Source organism: Vibrio sp. ABH4_348 (genome assembly GCF_056159765.1).
Map to the genome: position 1 here is coordinate 802,684 of NZ_JBSWVW010000002.1, position 17,608 is coordinate 820,291.

At 42.9% G+C, this 17,608-nt stretch carries 19 protein-coding genes; 9 read left to right on the forward strand and 10 right to left on the reverse strand.

What is annotated here, in order from left to right:
- The first annotated feature begins 80 nt into the window (after positions 1 to 80).
- Positions 81 to 860: an NAD(P)H-dependent oxidoreductase gene (locus ACXAFJ_RS17470; protein WP_475325183.1), complete on the forward strand. Its 780-nt coding sequence runs from the start codon at positions 81 to 83 to the stop codon at positions 858 to 860.
- Positions 861 to 945: 85 nt separating this feature from the next.
- Here the strand turns inward: ACXAFJ_RS17470 and ACXAFJ_RS17475 are convergent, their stop codons facing one another.
- The gene (locus tag ACXAFJ_RS17475) at positions 946 to 2,058 is read right to left on the reverse strand and encodes a linear amide C-N hydrolase (protein ID WP_475325185.1); all 1,113 of its coding nucleotides are present in this window, start codon (positions 2,056 to 2,058) and stop codon (positions 946 to 948) included.
- 84 nt (positions 2,059 to 2,142) lie between these two features.
- Here ACXAFJ_RS17475 and ACXAFJ_RS17480 point away from each other — a divergent pair, with 84 nt between their 5' ends.
- Complete coding sequence (locus tag ACXAFJ_RS17480; protein WP_475325187.1) at positions 2,143 to 3,147, forward strand: GGDEF domain-containing protein; 1,005 nt, start codon at positions 2,143 to 2,145, stop codon at positions 3,145 to 3,147.
- A gap of 83 nt (positions 3,148 to 3,230) precedes the next feature.
- Here ACXAFJ_RS17480 and ACXAFJ_RS17485 read toward each other — a convergent pair whose 3' ends face one another.
- Positions 3,231 to 4,319, reverse strand: coding sequence for a linear amide C-N hydrolase (locus tag ACXAFJ_RS17485; protein ID WP_475325188.1), 1,089 nt, complete (start codon positions 4,317 to 4,319; stop codon positions 3,231 to 3,233).
- Positions 4,320 to 4,406: 87 nt separating this feature from the next.
- Between ACXAFJ_RS17485 and ACXAFJ_RS17490 the strand changes: the two genes are divergently transcribed.
- From ACXAFJ_RS17490 to ACXAFJ_RS17510, 5 genes are all read left to right on the forward strand, one after another.
- Entirely contained in the window at positions 4,407 to 5,411 is a 1,005-nt protein-coding gene (locus ACXAFJ_RS17490; RefSeq protein WP_475325190.1) for a GGDEF domain-containing protein, read from the forward strand.
- A gap of 176 nt (positions 5,412 to 5,587) precedes the next feature.
- Positions 5,588 to 6,394 carry a hypothetical protein gene (locus ACXAFJ_RS17495; protein WP_475325192.1) on the forward strand — a complete coding sequence of 269 codons (807 nt, stop codon included), beginning with the start codon at positions 5,588 to 5,590 and terminating at the stop codon, positions 6,392 to 6,394.
- The gene (locus ACXAFJ_RS17500) at positions 6,391 to 6,861 is read left to right on the forward strand and encodes a hypothetical protein (RefSeq protein ID WP_475325193.1); all 471 of its coding nucleotides are present in this window, start codon (positions 6,391 to 6,393) and stop codon (positions 6,859 to 6,861) included. Before ACXAFJ_RS17495 ends, ACXAFJ_RS17500 begins: the two co-directional genes overlap by 4 nt.
- A 111-nt stretch (positions 6,862 to 6,972) precedes the next feature.
- A complete protein-coding gene (locus ACXAFJ_RS17505; RefSeq protein ID WP_475325195.1) occupies positions 6,973 to 7,959 on the forward strand; it encodes a GlxA family transcriptional regulator in 987 nt (328 codons plus the stop codon).
- Between the two features lie 24 nt (positions 7,960 to 7,983).
- Positions 7,984 to 9,156: an MFS transporter gene (locus tag ACXAFJ_RS17510; RefSeq protein ID WP_475325196.1), complete on the forward strand. Its 1,173-nt coding sequence runs from the start codon at positions 7,984 to 7,986 to the stop codon at positions 9,154 to 9,156.
- 1 nt (position 9,157) lies between these two features.
- On the opposite strand, the gene ACXAFJ_RS17515 is transcribed toward ACXAFJ_RS17510, so the two are convergent.
- The 4 genes from ACXAFJ_RS17515 to ACXAFJ_RS17530 all read right to left on the reverse strand — a co-directional run bounded on the left by ACXAFJ_RS17515 (position 9,158) and on the right by ACXAFJ_RS17530 (position 12,396).
- Positions 9,158 to 10,537 (reverse strand): transporter substrate-binding domain-containing diguanylate cyclase, encoded by a 1,380-nt coding sequence (locus tag ACXAFJ_RS17515; RefSeq protein WP_475325198.1) that lies wholly within the window; start codon positions 10,535 to 10,537, stop codon positions 9,158 to 9,160.
- A gap of 487 nt (positions 10,538 to 11,024) precedes the next feature.
- Positions 11,025 to 11,564, reverse strand: a complete 540-nt coding sequence (locus ACXAFJ_RS17520) for a cytochrome b (protein WP_475325200.1) — start codon at positions 11,562 to 11,564, stop codon at positions 11,025 to 11,027.
- Positions 11,565 to 11,599: 35 nt separating this feature from the next.
- Positions 11,600 to 11,947, reverse strand: coding sequence for a hypothetical protein (locus ACXAFJ_RS17525; RefSeq protein WP_475325201.1), 348 nt, complete (start codon positions 11,945 to 11,947; stop codon positions 11,600 to 11,602).
- Positions 11,944 to 12,396, reverse strand: coding sequence for a hypothetical protein (locus ACXAFJ_RS17530; protein WP_475325203.1), 453 nt, complete (start codon positions 12,394 to 12,396; stop codon positions 11,944 to 11,946). Before ACXAFJ_RS17530 ends, ACXAFJ_RS17525 begins: the two co-directional genes overlap by 4 nt.
- 86 nt (positions 12,397 to 12,482) lie before the next feature.
- Here ACXAFJ_RS17530 and ACXAFJ_RS17535 point away from each other — a divergent pair, with 86 nt between their 5' ends.
- Together ACXAFJ_RS17535 and ACXAFJ_RS17540 are read left to right on the forward strand one after the other, a co-directional pair.
- On the forward strand, positions 12,483 to 12,932 hold the full coding sequence (locus ACXAFJ_RS17535; protein ID WP_475325204.1) for a MarR family winged helix-turn-helix transcriptional regulator: 450 nt from the start codon (positions 12,483 to 12,485) through the stop codon (positions 12,930 to 12,932).
- Entirely contained in the window at positions 12,922 to 13,161 is a 240-nt protein-coding gene (locus ACXAFJ_RS17540; RefSeq protein ID WP_475325206.1) for a hypothetical protein, read from the forward strand. Before ACXAFJ_RS17535 ends, ACXAFJ_RS17540 begins: the two co-directional genes overlap by 11 nt.
- 59 nt (positions 13,162 to 13,220) lie before the next feature.
- Here the strand turns inward: ACXAFJ_RS17540 and ACXAFJ_RS17545 are convergent, their stop codons facing one another.
- From ACXAFJ_RS17545 to ACXAFJ_RS17560, 4 genes are all read right to left on the reverse strand, one after another.
- Positions 13,221 to 13,379, reverse strand: coding sequence for a hypothetical protein (locus ACXAFJ_RS17545; RefSeq protein ID WP_475325207.1), 159 nt, complete (start codon positions 13,377 to 13,379; stop codon positions 13,221 to 13,223).
- 204 nt (positions 13,380 to 13,583) lie between these two features.
- Positions 13,584 to 14,366: a hypothetical protein gene (locus ACXAFJ_RS17550; protein WP_475325208.1), complete on the reverse strand. Its 783-nt coding sequence runs from the start codon at positions 14,364 to 14,366 to the stop codon at positions 13,584 to 13,586.
- A 120-nt stretch (positions 14,367 to 14,486) separates the two neighbouring features.
- Positions 14,487 to 15,425, reverse strand: a complete 939-nt coding sequence (locus tag ACXAFJ_RS17555; protein ID WP_475325209.1) for a helix-turn-helix domain-containing protein — start codon at positions 15,423 to 15,425, stop codon at positions 14,487 to 14,489.
- A 132-nt stretch (positions 15,426 to 15,557) separates the two neighbouring features.
- Entirely contained in the window at positions 15,558 to 17,306 is a 1,749-nt protein-coding gene (locus ACXAFJ_RS17560) for a S1 family peptidase (protein WP_475325211.1), read from the reverse strand.
- Between the last annotated feature and the right edge of the window lie 302 nt (positions 17,307 to 17,608).

Here is a 17,608-nt window from a genome sequence, read left to right on the forward strand (position 1 = left end):
CACTGCCAGAGCGTCATGCTAACTGCAAGTTAATGAAGCGATTTGCGTTTTATTTGCAAGATGTATGACAGGGAGACCTAATGGAAACGCCATCAAAAACTGTTCTTATTGTAAGTGCTCACCCCGAGCCTCAATCTTTAACCCATTTTTTTGCCATGCAATCAGTGGATAATTTGCAGGCCAAAGGATACCGAATTCTACAAAGCAATCTTTATGAAATGGATTGGAAAGCGCACGCAGACGCCAACGATTTTAAAAATAGAATTGATCCTACAAGACTTAACTACATTGCTGAATCTCAGCATGCTTACTCCAGTGAGTCTCAAGTGGATGAGGTCAAACGTGAGCAGGAAAAACTATTACAAGCTGATGCAGTTATCTTTCATTTTCCCTTATGGTGGTATGGGATGCCAGCTATCCTAAAGGGGTGGTTTGACCGGGTTTATGCCTACGGTTTTGCATACGGCTACAAAGGCATGGGGAATCACCTTCGATTTGGTGACGGCGTGTTTAAAGGAAAACGAGCCATGTTGTTTGTTTCCACGGGAGGTCCGGCAATTGATTACTCACCGCGAAGTATCAATGGGCCGATAGATCAGTTGTTGTTTCCGATTACCCATGGTTGCTTGTTTTACCCAGGATTTTCAGTACTTGAAAATCATGTGGTTCACAACGCCTTGGGGCTAAGCGAACAAGATATGCAGAATGAAAGCTTCAGATGGCAAAATAGATTAGAGAGTTTGTTTGACGAAGACCCGATTCCATTTCGTACTCAAAATGGCGGTGATTTTCCAGATAAACACGAACTTGCCCCACATATCCTCCCCGAGAAAAGTGGTATCGAAATACACTGGAAGTAACGAGTATCATTAAGCTAGCCAAGGAAGTGCCAAATGAGCACTTCCTTGTTTTTTTGAGAATTGGCGCAAGTACCAGTTCCAGAATTTAAACGTAAGGATTTTGGCAATCTTCCAGCAAGCTTGTGACGTTGCCTGCTAACGAATTGTTTTCAGATTTAGTAAAGCCTTGATGTTGCAAAAACAGCCGTTTTGACTGGTTCAGCTCTTTTGGAAAATCCATCCACACCGTATTCATCGAGACTGTGCTAGTTAGGTAGTAACGCTTTTTGGTGTGATCGGCAAGGTTGCTCCAAATTGTATACGACGAGACCGGCTCGTCTGGTGTTTGGAATTTAACGGGAACCGAACATGTCGCAACCAATGCTCGTGTTTGATAACGGGCTTCATGTCTATCAACCGGTCGCTTAGCAAACGATAAGTAGTAATTGGCACGTTCGAACCTTTGAGTTGAAGTGTTACCGCCCGGCGCGGAGTACACAGGAGCCTCTACTTTGGCATTTGGGTCTAAGCCCCAAATGTATTGCCAGTATGCAGTAAGCTTTTTCTGGGTATTAAAGTCAGGCTCGTTGGTGACTACCGTATATTTTGGGTTTTGATGAATCTGGTATTCCCCATTTCGCACTTCAATCACAGCAGAGTCGCCCGAACTGTCAGAGACACAAACGTGAATGAACGAGTAAATACCATCTATTCCTTTTGGCAATTCAACTCCGGCTGGCAAAGTAAACCCGGGCACAAGGTCAGGAACCAATTGAATGTTTTGCTTGGCAAAGTAGTCACACACTTCTTGCACATTGGCGAATTTATCCAAAATAAACTGGATCCAATAATTTGAGCTTAGGCATTTGCGCGGTTTGTTAGTGGCTTTTGCAGTGAGTTGATAGTTAGGCTTCTGATAAGAGGTATCGCAATCGTATAGCGCGTTGACTGCGAGTCCTTTTTGATTCAGCCCATCAATAGTGGCGTAGCCATCGACATCATTCCCGATCACGGTTGCCAAGCTTGCGTATTTAGATTGCCATTTTTTTATATCTTGCTCGTGTATCTTGTTCTTTTTCGCCAGTTTAGGTTTGAGACCTGTATTATGGCTTCCGCCTGCAAAAGCGTAAAAGTAGGTGTCAATCGTTGAAAACCAGTCCACATTCCTAGCGGTCATTGGGAATTGATCATTTAGGTGGTTAAAGATACGGGTACACATCTTACAAATTTCCTTTTTATCAATAGTTTGCTGGCACAGGTTAGCATATAATTGACGGTTGATAAGTGTTGAAAGGAAAGCCAAATGGTAGAGAGTGAGCTAGAAGGAAGCTCCCATTTACGTCAAAAAGTACTCAAAGGCATGAGTATCGGCCTCGGCTCATTGGCGGCAATTTTGGCTGTGGCCAATATTTATTTTCTCAGTTTGTATTCGCTGGCATTAATGGAAGCCGGTTACGCCATCTATTCCTGGTATGTATATCGGCAAATTAAAGCCAATACATTACATCACTTGCATAAATATATCGTCACGGGCTTTGTCACCTTCATGGTGGTGTTTGGCACAACAATTAATTTACTTCATTCTGCAGCGTTTGCTTGGACGCTTGTGATGCCGATTATTTACTACTTACTACTGGGGCGAAAAATTGGAGTGGTTGCCACCATATTGCTGTTATTGGTTCAGTTGGTGAATATCCATTACTTATTCGAGCTAGAGCCTCACTTCATGCATCTTGATCTGATGATTAACCTCGGTTTTAGTTATCTAAGTATTGCGGCAATCGCTCATGTTTATGAATCCAATCGTTACAACACTGAGTTAAAATTGACCAAGTTGGCTTTGGTAGACCCACTAACCCAGGCGAATAATCGTCTAGCGCTCAAACGCCGTTTTGCGAAACTAGATAAACTGACTAAACCTTTCCACCTGATGGTACTCGACATAGATCATTTTAAATCAATCAACGATAAATATGGGCATGATGCGGGTGATATGGTTTTGCAATTGACGACGCAGTTATTGATATCTCATGTTGGCGAAGAAAATGTTTACCGACAAGGGGGCGAGGAGTTTTGCATCGTGCTCGAGAATTGCGCTCAGTCTGACGCTATTGTCATGGCCGACAAAATCCGAACTGCCGTTGATAACATGAAGGTTAGTTTTCAGAATAAAAGTTTTAATGTCACTGTGAGCATTGGAGTGGCGCACTCTAGTGAAAAACTATCGGTTGAAGCTATAAACCGAGCTGCTGACGAGAACCTCTACAAAGCAAAAAGTTATGGACGAAACCTAGTGGTGGCCGTTTGAGTGTAAAGCGTTTAAGTTTGTGTAAAGTTCATCATAGAGAAAGTGCGATTAAGCACTTTCTCTAAATATTCGTTTTGTTAATTTCAGACGTAAGGGTTTTGGCAATCTTCCAGCAAGCTTGTGACGTTGCCTGCTAATGAATTGTTTTCAGATTTAGTAAAGCCTTGATGTTGCAAAAACAGCCGTTTTGACTGGTTCAGCTCTTTTGGAAAATCCATCCACACCGTATTCATCGAGACGGTGCTAGTTAGGTAGTAACGCTTTTTGGTGTGATCGGCTAGGTTAGTCCAAATTGTATAGGACGAGACAGGATGATCGGGTGTTTTGAAGTTCACCGGCACTGAACAGCTTGCGACTAGAGAACGAGCTTGATAAAGCGCTTCGTGTCGGTTTTTCGGTGCGCTGGAAAAGGCCAAATAGTAGCTAGCTCGCTCGAAGCGTTGAGATGGTGTATTACCACCCGGCGCCGAGTAGACCGGAGCTTGTACGGGCGCGTCAGTGTCTATTCCCCAAATAAACCGCCAGTAATCGGTCAATTTTCTCTGAGTTTCAAAGGAAGGCTGATTGGTGACAACATCGTATTTTTTATCATAGTAAACAACAAACTTACCTTTTCTCACCTCTATTACCGCTGAATGCCCGGAAGCATCTGAAACACTCAAGTGTAAGTTAGCGGGGACAGATTCAATTCCGGCTGGTGGTGTAAACCCCGGTAGAGCGTCTGACATTAACTGAATTTTTTGCTTTTCAAAATACTTAGCGACGTCGTGTGCTGTCTTGAATCTGTCCAATGCAAATTGCACCCAATAATTCGCGCTTAGGTATTGGCGAGAGTCTCGTTCACAACATGAAATTGTAGTGTTCGCTTGGTAGCTTGTATCGCTGTCGTACAAACCATTGGCAACCAGACCATGTTCGTTTAGGCCATCAACAGAGGCAAAACCTTGTTTGTCGTTACCCATCATAGCAACCAGGCTGGCGTAACGAGATGTCCAAGATTTTATCTGATGAGGATTAAGGTGTTTTTCTTGGGCTAAACTTGAGGGGATACCGCGTCTTTCAAGTCCTTTGGGGAAAGCATAAAAATAGGTATCGACAGGTCCGCCCCAATCCATGTTGCGTGCTGTAATGGGGTACTGCTCGTTTAAATGATTAAAAATTCGTGTACACATTACTTTAATATCCCTTATATCAATAATTTGACATTTACAGGCTATCATATAATTTGAAGTTGAATAGCAGCAAAAAGGAAGAGCTGAATGCAAGACTACGAGCTAGATGGAAGCTCAGAATTACGCCTAAAGGTGCTTAAGGGCATTAGTATAGGAATCGGAAGCTTGTCTGCGGTGTTGGCAGTGGGGAATGCACTCAATACGGACAATTATATATTCCCTATTTTACAGGCACTGTACGCGCTGTACTCCTTATACTTGTATCTGCAAATTAAAAATAGAACCCTTCACCCCAGCCATAAATACTTTATTAGCGCCTTTCTAACGTTGTTAGTGGTTGGCGGAACGTGGATACGCGTAACCAATCATGGATTGTTTATTTGGACGCTAGTTTTACCCATTGTTTATTATTTGTTATTGGGTCGAAAAGCCGGTCTTATCGCGACCGTAATGTTATTCGTGGTTCAGTTAGTTAACGTCGATTTCCAATTTAACCAAGACCAATATTTCTATCAACTTCCGCTGATGGTCAATTTAGGATTTAGCTACATTAGTATCGCAGCGATCGCCCATGTTTATGAATCTAATCGCCACAATTCGGAGCAAAAGCTTACAAAGCTCGCCACTATAGATCCCTTAACTCAAACGAACAATCGCTTAGCCCTCCAACATCGTTTTGCGGAGTTGGAAGGTCGTTCTAAACCTTTCCACTTAATGATGCTCGATATTGATCATTTCAAATCGATCAATGATGACTACGGGCACGATGCGGGCGATTTGGTTCTAAAGTCCTTGACCCAGCTGCTCGAGTCAGTAGTGGGTAAAGACAACGTTTATCGTCACGGGGGCGAAGAATTTTGTATCGTATTAGAAGACTGCTCCAAGTTCCAAGCGGTGACAATCGCCGACAACATTCGAGTTTCAGTAGACAAAATGCGAGTCAGTTTTCGTCAAAAAATCCTCAATGTCACGGTAAGCATTGGGGTGGCTCAATCTGATGACGCCTCCTCGATCGACGCGTTAAATAGAATGGCAGATGATAACTTGTACAAGGCAAAAAATGACGGTCGCAATGCAGTTGTGTCTTGTTAATTGGCAAGCTTTCGTGAATGCTTGAACACTCGCAGTGATGCGGCTAGTTAAAACAACATGTGGCACAGAGATAATGTGATATTGATTGCACTCTTGGCATAACAAAACCAGCGATGAATAAATAAGCGCGGTGTTTCATGTAGATTGTGGTTTTTGCTTTTGACTGACACTTTCACATGGAACATCGTGAGCTACCCCCACATCTCCAAAAGCTGTTTCGAGTAGGCAAGCAGCCTAATCAATTTAGCTTACACACCAAAAAAGGATTTCTGACTAAATTCTTTGGCGTTGTCATTCTCTTTCTCGCTTGTCAAAGTTTGTTTTTGGCATTTGTTCTTGATGGTCGAGATAAAGTTTTCTACACCGCCTTGTTGTTCGTCACTCTGCCAGTCGGAATCTATCTGTTCAGCAAATCGCAGCGACTAGTTTTGGATATCGAACAAGGTGACGTCTTCTTTCAACGTTCGACACTGTGGCGCTCTCCCGTGTCCTTTGATTCACAACCAGCAAGTCATCTTGAAGTACTGTTAAAACGGGGTAATGAGCCAAGTAAACGCATAGTTACTCTTTGCGAGCAAACCTATGAATTTTCCAATACCAATGATGCGCATGCGGTGATGGATTTCTTGATGGCCAATACAGAAGCCAAGGTGTTAGAGCAAGTTAGCGATTGGCCCAATAAAAAGCCTTGGCGAGAAGACCGAAAAATTTTTGGAGCTAGAAATACAGTCGTTGACTCTCCTTCGAACCAAAAATCTACCGAATTGCCCTCTGGTGGGCTCAGTTCTGAAAATACAGCACCAAGAGATTCTACACTTGATGAAGAAAAGCTAAATCAGACAACAGAAAACGACGGACTACCAGAATTAATACAAGGCCGTTTAACACCTATCTGGACAAAAGCAGCGTTGTGGCGTTTGGCAATTCCAATTCCAATTTTCATTGGGCTTGCAGCCTTGTTTAAGTATGGAGTTCTATCATGAACTTTAAAGTGAAATCACCAGAACGCGCGACGTATCAAATCGACGGTTTTTCTAAGATTTTGAAATCCATGCTAGGGCTGTTTTTCCTGTTTGTTGGCTTGCTTAATATTTATTTTGCTGGTGGTGAAAAAGCGTTACCTCTATGGGTGATTGGCTTAATCACAACATTGGCATGGCATTTGAGCTTTGCCGGATATAAAGTCGATTTTGATTTGGGACGGCGGATCATTACGCAAAAAGCGTCGTCGATTTATCCGATATTTCACCGTCAATACCGGCTACAGGATGTGAAAGGATTTCGAGCCGTTTCCCTCGGAGCGCGCAGCCGACCTTACGCTGTGGTTATGATGTGTCGCGACGGCAAGCAGTTAACTCTAGCAACTACAAAGCATAGAAAAATAGCGAACCATTTGGTGAAAGAAATTGCAGGTTTTACCAAGTTGCCGTATTCAGTAGACCTCGACTGATTACAACTGGATCCCAATTTGTCTGAAATAATCGGTTTTATGTCATTGCGGACATGCGCTTTGCAACGCATACTCACTATCAGTCGGGAGAGGAGTGGTAGTTGAGTTTGAATGAAAAAAATTGGAATTTTTATCTACCCTGGTTGCCAGAGTATGGACGTGGTTGGCCCTGCACAGGTTTTTGCCAGCACCAATGAATGCGATGATTCTTCGCATTACGAGATTACCCTGTTTTCGTTTGAAAAAGGTGCTGTGAAAACCGATGGTGGGTTTTCATTGGTTGCTGAGTGCGATTGGCACGAGATTGGAGCACTCGATACTCTTATTATTCCCGGCGGGAAAGGCAGTCGTCGCTACCTTGAACGCACTGATATTTCTGACTGGATTTGCGAACGATTCGGTCAATGTCGTCGCATAGTTTCCGTTTGTACTGGAGCGTTTTGGCTTGCGCAAGCTGGGCTTTTAAATGGTAAAAAAGCCACGACACATTGGCGCCATTGCGATCGTCTAGCGAATCAATATCCAAAAGTTGATGTACAAGCTGATGCCATTTATTTGCACCAAGGCAAGGTGTCTACCTCGGCCGGTGTTACGGCTGGACTGGATTTGTGTCTGTCTTTAGTCGAGCAAGACCTAGGCTATGCCATCTCAGTAGAAGTTGCTCAAGAACTCTTGGTGTTTTACCAAAGACCCGGCGGGCAAGCTCAGTTTCGTTCTTTACATCAAGCCCGTAAAGCAGGAGACAAACGAGTCGCCGGTGCGATTCGGTTCATTCAAAGCTCACTGAACAAAGATATCAATACTGAGGATATCGCTGAAAGCGTAGGTTTAAGTTCGCGTCAGCTAACACGTGTTTTTCAGCAAGAGCTTGCGGTCAGTCCAAGTCACTATTTACTGCAAAGTAGACTTAAACTTGCAACCGACTTGTTGACCAACACAGAGCTGTCCATGTCACAGGTGGCCGAACAATCTGGATTAGCGAGTGCTGATAATTTAAGAAATGTGTTTCTTCGACATTTTGGTGTCAATCCAAAAACCTATCGTGCTCAGTTCCAGCCCAATTCGGTGGCGGTAAAAAACGCTTTCTTGGAAGAATGAACCAGTTCTTAAGGACAAAATTCAATGAATAAAAATGTATGGTTGCTATCACTGTGTCAGGCGCTCTTAATGACCGGAAACATTGTGCTGATTTCAGTAATTGGTCTGATAGGACAAGAAATTGCGCCATCTTCCGCGCTAATTACATTGCCAGTCGGCTTACAGTTTCTTGGGTTGATGATAGCGACTATTCCCGCTTCGCTTATCATGGGTAAGTTAGGGCGAAAAAAAGGTTTTAGCCTTGGTAACTTGTTTGGTATTACTGGTGCATCACTAGCCACTTACGCATTGAGCATTCAGCACTTTGATTTGTTCTGCGTTGCCACCTTTCTATTGGGTATAGGTATTGGTTTTGGCACCTTGTATCGCTTTGCTGCAATCGAAGTGAGTGCTGCTAATGCTCGGCATCGTGCAATATCTATTTCAATGGCTGGTGGTGTTCTAGCCGCAGTACTTGGGCCTAACCTGGCGGTCGCATCACAAACCATCATCCCAGATGGCTTGTATATGGGGGCTTTTGCCTCTGTGTTGGGGCTCAATGTGTTGGCGCTTATTATTTTGCAGACAATCTCATTTCCAAATAAACAACCCGAAGAGCAAGATTTAAACCCTGATAGTTTACGAGACATTATTAGTAGACCAAATTTTATGGTCGCTGTGTTTGCTGCCACGGTGTCTTACGCGGTGATGAACCTCTTGATGACAGCGACACCATTGGCCATGTTAGGGTGTGGTTTTGACTTTACCAAGGCCGCAGGCGTAATCGAGTGGCATGTATTGGGAATGTTTGTACCAGCGTTTTTTACGGGCCGATTGATAGAACGCTTTGGTTCGCGAGCCATGATTGTGTCAGGTGCGATGTTGTTTATTGGTTGCGTCGCGATTAACGTGCACGGTGAATCCATTTGGCATTTTACCGTTGCTCTAATCCTGCTAGGTGTAGGATGGAACTTTATGTTCATTGCCGCGACAGGATTGTTCAGCCAGTCCTATGAACCAAGGAACAAAGCGAAAGCTCAAGCGTTTAATGAATTTATCGTGTTTAGTTGTGTGGCCATCACGGCCATGTTGTCAGGTTGGCTTGAGGCGACGATTGGTTGGCAAGCGCTCAATCTATATACCGCCCCATTTGTCGTTATTGTGATGTTGTTGTTCTTATTCAATGCGCGCAAAGTGAAAAAGGCGACTTTGGTTTAAGTTAACTTTCTGTCTCAATTCGGTTGCGACCAAGCTCTTTGGCTCTATACAGTGCTTGGTCTGCTCGCTTAAACCATTCTTCCTTTGACTCGCTGCTTTTATAGCTCGCAACCCCTGCGCTTATCGTATAGTTTGCTTGATGGAAAGGGTTTACCTGCAGTGAATGAAATATGTGATTAGCTAATTGTTCAGCGTCAGAAAGGTCTGTTTCTGAGCAGATGATAACAAATTCTTCTCCACCCCAACGGGCGAGTATGTCAGATTGTCTTGAGACCGATTCGATAGTTTTGACTAGGTGTTTTAATACTTGGTCACCCACATCATGCCCATAATTGTCGTTGATCTTTTTAAAGTGGTCGATGTCCAACATGATCATGGTAAGGGCACTACCATGTCGCCTAGACAAGGCGAAACTGTGTTTTATCTGACTATCAAGATAATGGCGATTGTAAGTCCCTGTTAAGGCATCGGTATGGGCAAGGAGTTTGAGTGAGGTGTTTTTCTGTTCTAGCTCATTTTGTAGACTGGATAATACAGTGTTCTTTCTTTCGAGTTCTTGATTGTAGCGGCGTAAGGTAAAGGTTCGGGTCAGTAAAATAGTAGAGATCAGGATAAAAAGCGCGGCCGACCCGTAAAAGAATCGATAGTTTGGCTGGTTGACTAGACTCACCGATGCCCAGTTGTCGAAAATTCTTTGTTTCGTTTCGGATGATATTTTCTTCAAGCCGCGATTTATCTCTGATAGCAATTGATGGTCGAGCTTATTTACGCCAATTCTCAGCTCGTTGTTAAAGCCAATACTCCCAGCGACATGGATATTATTGAGTTCATGTGTGTTGATTACGCGTATAGCGGTTATTAGAGAAGTAGAAACAACATCCGCTTGGCCTTTAGAAACCATCAATATTGCTTGCTCAAGCGATGAGGCGTAGATAGTTTCAATGCCTAACGCAGGGTCTAGCAATATTTCTTGATACCAATACTCTGGTACCAATGCGACCTTTAAGCCTTTTAGACCATTGACACCATCAATAAACATAATGCTTTTCTGGGTGAGAAAAACCTCAGGGCTTTTGAAGTAAACCGATGAAAAATCGAGAAACGTTGACCTATGCTCCGTCTTATTTAGCATAGCCAAGATTTGGCAGCGTCCATCCTGTTGGAATTCGACCGACTGCGCCCAGGTAGACGTTGGGACCAATTCAAAATCTAAGTTTGAAACTCTACTTAGCTCCGTTAGGTAGTCAGCTGAGATCCCAATGTGTTGCCCATCCACGATAGCTTCGAATGGCAACCAATTCGGATCAATACAATAGGTGACCGTTTTTCGAGTTTGCTCGGCAAAGAGTTGACTGGAAAATATTAGCCCGAAAACCAACACAGATTTTGTCAATAACTTACACAAATACAATGTGTTAGGTAATGCCAACGGCCTAAACAACAAAAAAATCAACTTTTTATCCGAACATATGGAATGAAAGCCACATTTTAGGGGTGGTTGATTTCTTTGTCACTAGGTGAATACCACCTAGTCTCATAACTGCGAGTTATCACTATTTTTATCAATAGCGCCTGATATGAGCACACCTTTTGAGCAGTTAGTCGGTCTATGCCGAGTCGTTGAGTCTAGAATTGAATGGAAAATACCAGTAGGTTTCATTGATAGAGTTTGTATTACTCTGCTATTTCATTGAATTATTTGTTTAACGCTGAAAGACACAGGTTCATATCATTGTATTGGCTCTTTGAGTGACAAAAAGCGGTATATAGATTTAATACTATGACTAAGTGAACAACGGATAGATAGTTAAGACGGGTACAGGTTTAGTATCGGGTAGGTGTCTTTTAGTCTATCCGTCAATTATAGATTATTGCTTGGGCTTTGATAGATGAGGCTTTCGAAACCACATTTTGCTGAACAGCTTATCTTTTAAAATCCATTGATGGTAAAGCGCTGCGATAACATGCAAAGCAATGGCGATAGACAGAAGCTTGGTCAAAAATCCATGTGCTTTTCTAGACGCGAGGTTTACTAAGTTGTTAGGGAGTGTGTCGCCACTAATCGCAATTTTCAAAAAGTCAGTTTCAGCGGCTACTGCTATACCACTGAAGACTACAGCCAATACTAACGAGTAGAGAAACGTGTGATAGATTTTAGCCAGTCGCTGGTTTGCAGTTTCGTTGGTTTTCTCTCTGTGGTGTTTTTGTTGTCTTACTCTTACTGCTAATCTCCCAATAAACGCTAGCCCAATTAAGACTCCGGCAATCGCATGAACCTTTAATCGATCTACCTTTAGGTCTAGGTCGTTTGATAGGTTGGCGATGTCTTGTCCCATAAAGAGAGCAACTAAGATAAATAAGGCTAATAGCCAATGAAGAACAATCAAAATTGGAGGGTAGTGTGTCATATTTTTGCTTCCATTTTCGCTGGATTAAGTTTTTGTTATTTTGAGGGCTTTGTTGCGTCAACCATGTAGTCGACAGCGGCGATAATGTCTTTGTCTAAGCACCTTCTGCATCCACCTTTTACTTTGTGGTCATTTAGCCCTTTCAAAACAATTTCTCGCATCTGCTCGCGGTTATGTTTTTCGTGGAACATTTTCCAATCATTAATGTTTGACGTATTGGGAGCACCAGTCACTAAACCTTTAAACCCACCGGAGTGACACTCTGAACACACTTTTTCATAAGTAGGATGCGGCACCGAGCCAGATTGTGCAGCGAGACTTATCGTTAACAGTGAAATACTCAATACGGCGAATTTTGCTCTATTTATAATTACAGTTTTCATGCTAATACCTTTCTTTTGGGCGTAAAACGGCGGCCATCGACAATACTTTTCACCATGAGAAATAAATTGATGGCGCCAGCGACTAGTTCGATGGCTTGAACTAAATAGAATTTGATATCGAAGTTCCCTGACATTGCCCAAGAGTTGAGTGCGATTGCCGCTGGCAAAAGTATGAACAATCCGTTGAGCGCAATGAGAGGCATGCGCTTTCTTTTACGTTCGACAAGATTTCCTCGTCTTTTTTTACTGATCATAAAACCGGTTGACCCAGCCATGGCAATGGCGGGAATCAAAATGAAAAGCCCTGGAAAGACGATGAGTGATTTCAAATGCTTGACGTTATTAGCCGAGCCGAGCATCTCTACCGCTAACGTAGAAAAAAAGAAAGTGGCGACACAGATAGTGGCTGTGATCGATGCAGCTCGGTGAACTGCGATTAGTGGTTTCATATTGAAGTCCTATCAAGTATATTTGACAACATATTGTCAATCTAGATTAAATGACAACATGTTGTCAATATTTCGTGGGGAGTTTTATGGATACAAATGGGGAAATATTCACCAAAATCGTGCTGGCGACTTTTAAGGTCAGCGGATTATTCAATGCGGAAGGCGACCACATGTCTGAAGAATTTGGACTAAGCAGCGCGCGTTGGAAAATAATGGGTGCGATAGAAAAATCGCCGGAAAAACTCACCGTGCCAGAAATTGGTCGAGCTATGGGGCAAAGCCGTCAAGCTAGCCAACGTATTGTTGATGTAATGGCTAAAGATGGCTTAGTAAACTTTATCGAAAATCCAAGCCACAAAAGGGCCAAGCATGTGGTGTTAACACAAGAGGGTAAGCGAATTTACGATATCTTAGACGACAAACAGGAAATTTGGGCAGCAAAAGCAGTTGAGACGATCAGCCGTCAAGAGCTAGAAACCACTTTAGAAACCATAAGAAAGATAACCAAGCACTTTGAAGAGAACGGTGTCAGTTGATCAAGAAATTGACGGAAAAGCATACAAAATTCTAGTAGGTCGACACGTATTGATATCGTGGCAATACGTCAAAGGCAATGCCATTTACAAGCAGTTGAAAACCTGCATCTTGGATTTTTCTGGGATCAAAAACATAAAGACGACTTACTTTGGTCCTACTATCAAAGCAAAAACAGTTGATACCAGAAGGTGGTTAAGCATAGTCTCTCAAAGAGCGGTTAGTCTGTAAGTAAGCTTGTGCCACTGCTCGCGACGGCTGCAGTGGCTTGGAGTCTAGAAAAAGGAAGTTTAGACATTTTGTTTGAGTTTTTCTTCCCTTTGCTTGGCCTTTAATTCTTTATCTTTGTCGTAGTGCCATTTAATAGCGAAAAACCCGCCAATACACAACGCGATGATTTTGAATGCCATAGCCGCGTAGGGGAAAAAGTCGGTCCAATGTTGTTCCACTGTCAGTCTCCGATAGATTAGCAGTCATCAAATGATGAGCGGGCAAGAAGGAAGTTAAGCCGCTAATTTATGCTTAGCCATTCAGTTTGTCAATCACATGTTCACCTTTGTGAACATAGTTAACGTGTTGAAATTATTGAATTAACAGTTGATAAACAAACTGGTAACTTATCTATCACTTCAACGGTGAATTACAAAATTCGGTTAAGTGATCAGAGCTCGCATTGAGCGAGTGACGGTCTTTTTCAACATTCGAATAAACAACTGAATCAAAATTGCCCCCAGGCTCGCCAAGGCAAAGGATTGAACTAAGCCTAATTGCTCAAAAGACAACACGATTAGGTAGAAGAAACAGAGCATACTGAACAGACCCTGAATCATTGCTTTTAGGGAATGCGATGCTTGCTCTGCCGAATATTTTGAATGAGTGAAAATAGCTACGGTCGAACCGGCGATTGGAAAAGATGCAAGAATGCCGCTGTAGACCTCTCCGATAAGATGAGCCAAACCAGTAACGGTAAATACCAACACCACGGATACAACCATTCTGCAGATCATCTCAGTATTAGAAGCACCAATAGAGTTCACTGGCTTGGTGATCTGGGGAGACAGAGCCAACTGCATTACCAGCAGTGTACATGCTACCAATGCAGCAACCTCAGCACTGAGATTTAACTGCGCTAGTGCGAATACTGAAATGGTATACACCATCAAAGATAGAGCGATGGAAATGTACCAAGAAAACTTCTGGCATACCCAAGCGTAGGCGAAGCAAAACGTCGATAATGCAGCGACACCAGATAATGAAGCTACCGCTGCATTGGTGCCAAACTCAGCGCCGTTCTCTTGATATATAAACCAAAGGATAGCTCCAGCGATAATTGGAAATCCAGATAGCATCCCTGCGGCACCGGCTCCTCGCCATTTGCCGACAAGAGAGATCAACAGCATAAAACTGGGAACCAGAAAAAGCTTAAGAAAGAGCATGAGGTAGCCTTGTAAAAACTCGATTCTAACTGCGGCTTAGGTGTCATTCAATTGATATTTGCGGTTTGATTTTGCGAAGGAAAAACAATTGCCTAAATCAGGCCAACAGTATCGACTGGTTTATTTCGCTCTCAATGTTTGCGATGGCAGTTCATCAAACATTTTCTTGTATTCTCCAGAAAACCTACCTAATTCAAAGAATCCCCAGTTTGTGGCTATATCAGATATCTTGGTAGTTTGTGGGCAGGCCAGTTTCAATTCAGCTCGAACGCGATTCAATCGAATTAGCTTTAAATACTGCTTAGCCGACATACCCAGATAATCGCGAAAAGCATACTGGAGGTTTCGTTCATTTAGACCAGAAACTGCACACAGCTCATGGGATGCAGGTACTTGATAGGCGAAAGCTTCCATGTACTCCATTGCTTTTTTTACTCTAGTAACACGGCTTTTTTGCGGCGATTGAGTCGGCTTACTTTTTAGCGTGGGCTCAAGGGCTTTATGAGCAAGAGTAAAAATGTGATTGGACAATTGTTTAACTAGTGCAGGTTTAGTTAGTAAAGCCGACTCTGTATTTAAATACTGAGTGACCGAGCAGATTAGCTCTCGCAAATTTCTTAATGCAACAGGGTCCGTAGCGAGAGCTCGACTATCGAGCCAGTGATTAGGCATATCATAATGACGCAAATGCAAAACACGTTCTCGAAACTGCTCTTTACTGAAAATGACACAAGCAGATTCCATTTCATTAACAAAGCTAATATCCCATTGAGGGCCAGAAGCTTGTAACAACTTAGATGAGATATCTTTGTCTCCTAGAAACCGACCTTCAGTATGTGGATTAACCATCATAGCAAAGGGCATCGCAGCTTCAGGTGCGGCGCCATCAATACGACAACCGTTACTGACCTTTTCTCGAAGTAGTTGAAGCCCACCAAATAGGTACTCAGAGTAACTAAAATCGATCTTACCCGGGGTGATTTGTGTGTACGATCGCTGCCTATGGGCCGACTGCCTTGTATAGGCCAGCGCATCATCTGACGATATATGATTTATCATTGGAGTGACAAGAAATATGTTTGACCTAAAAAGGACTCATTCTATCAATAATTGATATATTTATCAGTAGTGGCTAGATCCAGAAATCAATTAAACACAATTACTTAAATGCAACTAAGTATGCGCGTTGTTTCATTTGCCTGTTGAATCGTTGAAGTGATTTTTGATTTGCTTACGATTCCGTAAGCTAGCGATAACCGAAAAAAAGGCAAACCATAAGATAGATGTACTGCCGCCGCTTTCGCTGTAAGTCCTTTCGGACAGATTGCTTTGAGAAGGGGTAGATACATAGATAACGGAAGGGCGACTTATCCAGTTTCTCACCGAATCGAGCGTGATATTTTTAACCCTAATTACGTTTTTTTCATTCTCATTTTCATGATATCTAAAGTAAACGAGGGTGACCGTGTTTTTGGGCTCGGTCATATTAATTGTGATATTCATAGGCTTGGGTATCGAGGCTGAGCCGGTTTCACTGAGGTTGTATATTCGTCTTCCATTCAAATAGAACGAGAGTTGCCCACTATCTGGCCTCATAAACACTTGTGAATCAAAATGGAGCTGACCACTTGGTAAATCAGGAAACATTAAATACGCTTTTTCCCCATGTTTAGGCTCGGCTGAGTAAACACCGGTACCAAACGTTTTCCAGTCGCGTTTGACGTAAGTTTGGTTGTTATTTGCACTAGTGTGCTGAGACATCGACATCGTGTCTCCGTAGTCCGTCAAGCCATAAGAATTGAAAGTCGTGGTAAGTATTGGTGTCTCTCTGTGATCTGTGGTGACAACCAGAACTTGCTGGTTATTGAAAATCGTGCGGCTCTCTGGAATTTCAATCTCAATTTGGATTGTGCAATGCTCTCCTTTTTCGAGAGTGAGGCCCGCATAGCAGGATTGGTTAGCGACTCTTAACCCGGCAGTGCCGGCTTCGATATTCAATATCTTGATATTGTTTTGATGGTGATTGGTATAAGTAAGAGTACGCAAGTGTTTAGATTTGGCGGTTTTGAATCCAAGATGGACGTATTGAGGATAACTAATCCGATTCATCTGATTGTCGATCCAAGGCTTAAGCGCCGCGATGTTGGCGTAAACACCATATTGTTTTGGCATGGCGCAGCCATCACCCCAACTAACTACCCCTATCTGCGTTATTTTTCCTTCAACTAGCTTGAGTAATGGCCCACCGCTGTCGCCTTGGCAAGCATCTTTACCACCGTCTGCGTATCCAGCACAAATCTCAGTTTCACTAACAAAACGGTAGTTGTCATTGGTTAAGCCAGTAGAGTTGTTGCAAACGCTACGCTCTACCAAGGGAACATCTACTTCCTGCAGTTGGTATGGGAACTCTTGCCATTCTGGTCTTACATCTGTATCGCCCCAACCTATGACTGTGGCGTATTCGTTTGCAGTAATTGGCTCACGTTCAACTAGCGGGATTTTTGCGATTACCTGCTCGCTGACAGGCTCTGATAGTTCGAGGACGGCCACATCTTTGTTGTAAATTCTGGGGTTTCCGTAATCTTGGTGAATGTAGATATTGGTTATACCGCGTTTTTCGCCACTGGTTTCCCATTCACTGAGATCGTATAGACCAATATTGGCTTCTAGAAATTCCGGATTTTTATCATCGACACAATGTGCCGCTGTCAGCAGATATTTCTCATCGATCAAGGTTGCAGCGCAGCTTGGGCCGTCGAACAGCACGTCTTTAATGGCGGCCATGTAATGGTAGGAATTTGAAAGCGCTGTTTTACCTCCGATTATTCGTGGGGAGTAGCCATCTTGAGAGCTTGCGCTATGACTGTTTGCAAGGTTCGGTAATAGAAAGAAAAAAACCACCAAGGACAGCTTTTTCAATTTAGTTCTACTGTACTCCATACAAATAACACCACCCTAATGTTAATAATTTGTAAATCTCAACATGTGACTATCTTAAGGAATATGCAGATTCCGAATGATGTACCGTTTGTGGTTTGGGGTGCGAGTGAAATCAAATTTTATATGCAACAAATGGAATTTGCTCACCGACTTTTCACTAACTTTGTCGGCTGTTTTCGTGAAATTGCCAAATAAAAAGCTATCCATTCTGGTACGTGTTGGGTGTTGTTCTGACAGATTCGCATTTTAACTTGATAAAAATCATGGAATGCTGGCAAACGTTTGCTTTTTTCTGCGTATCT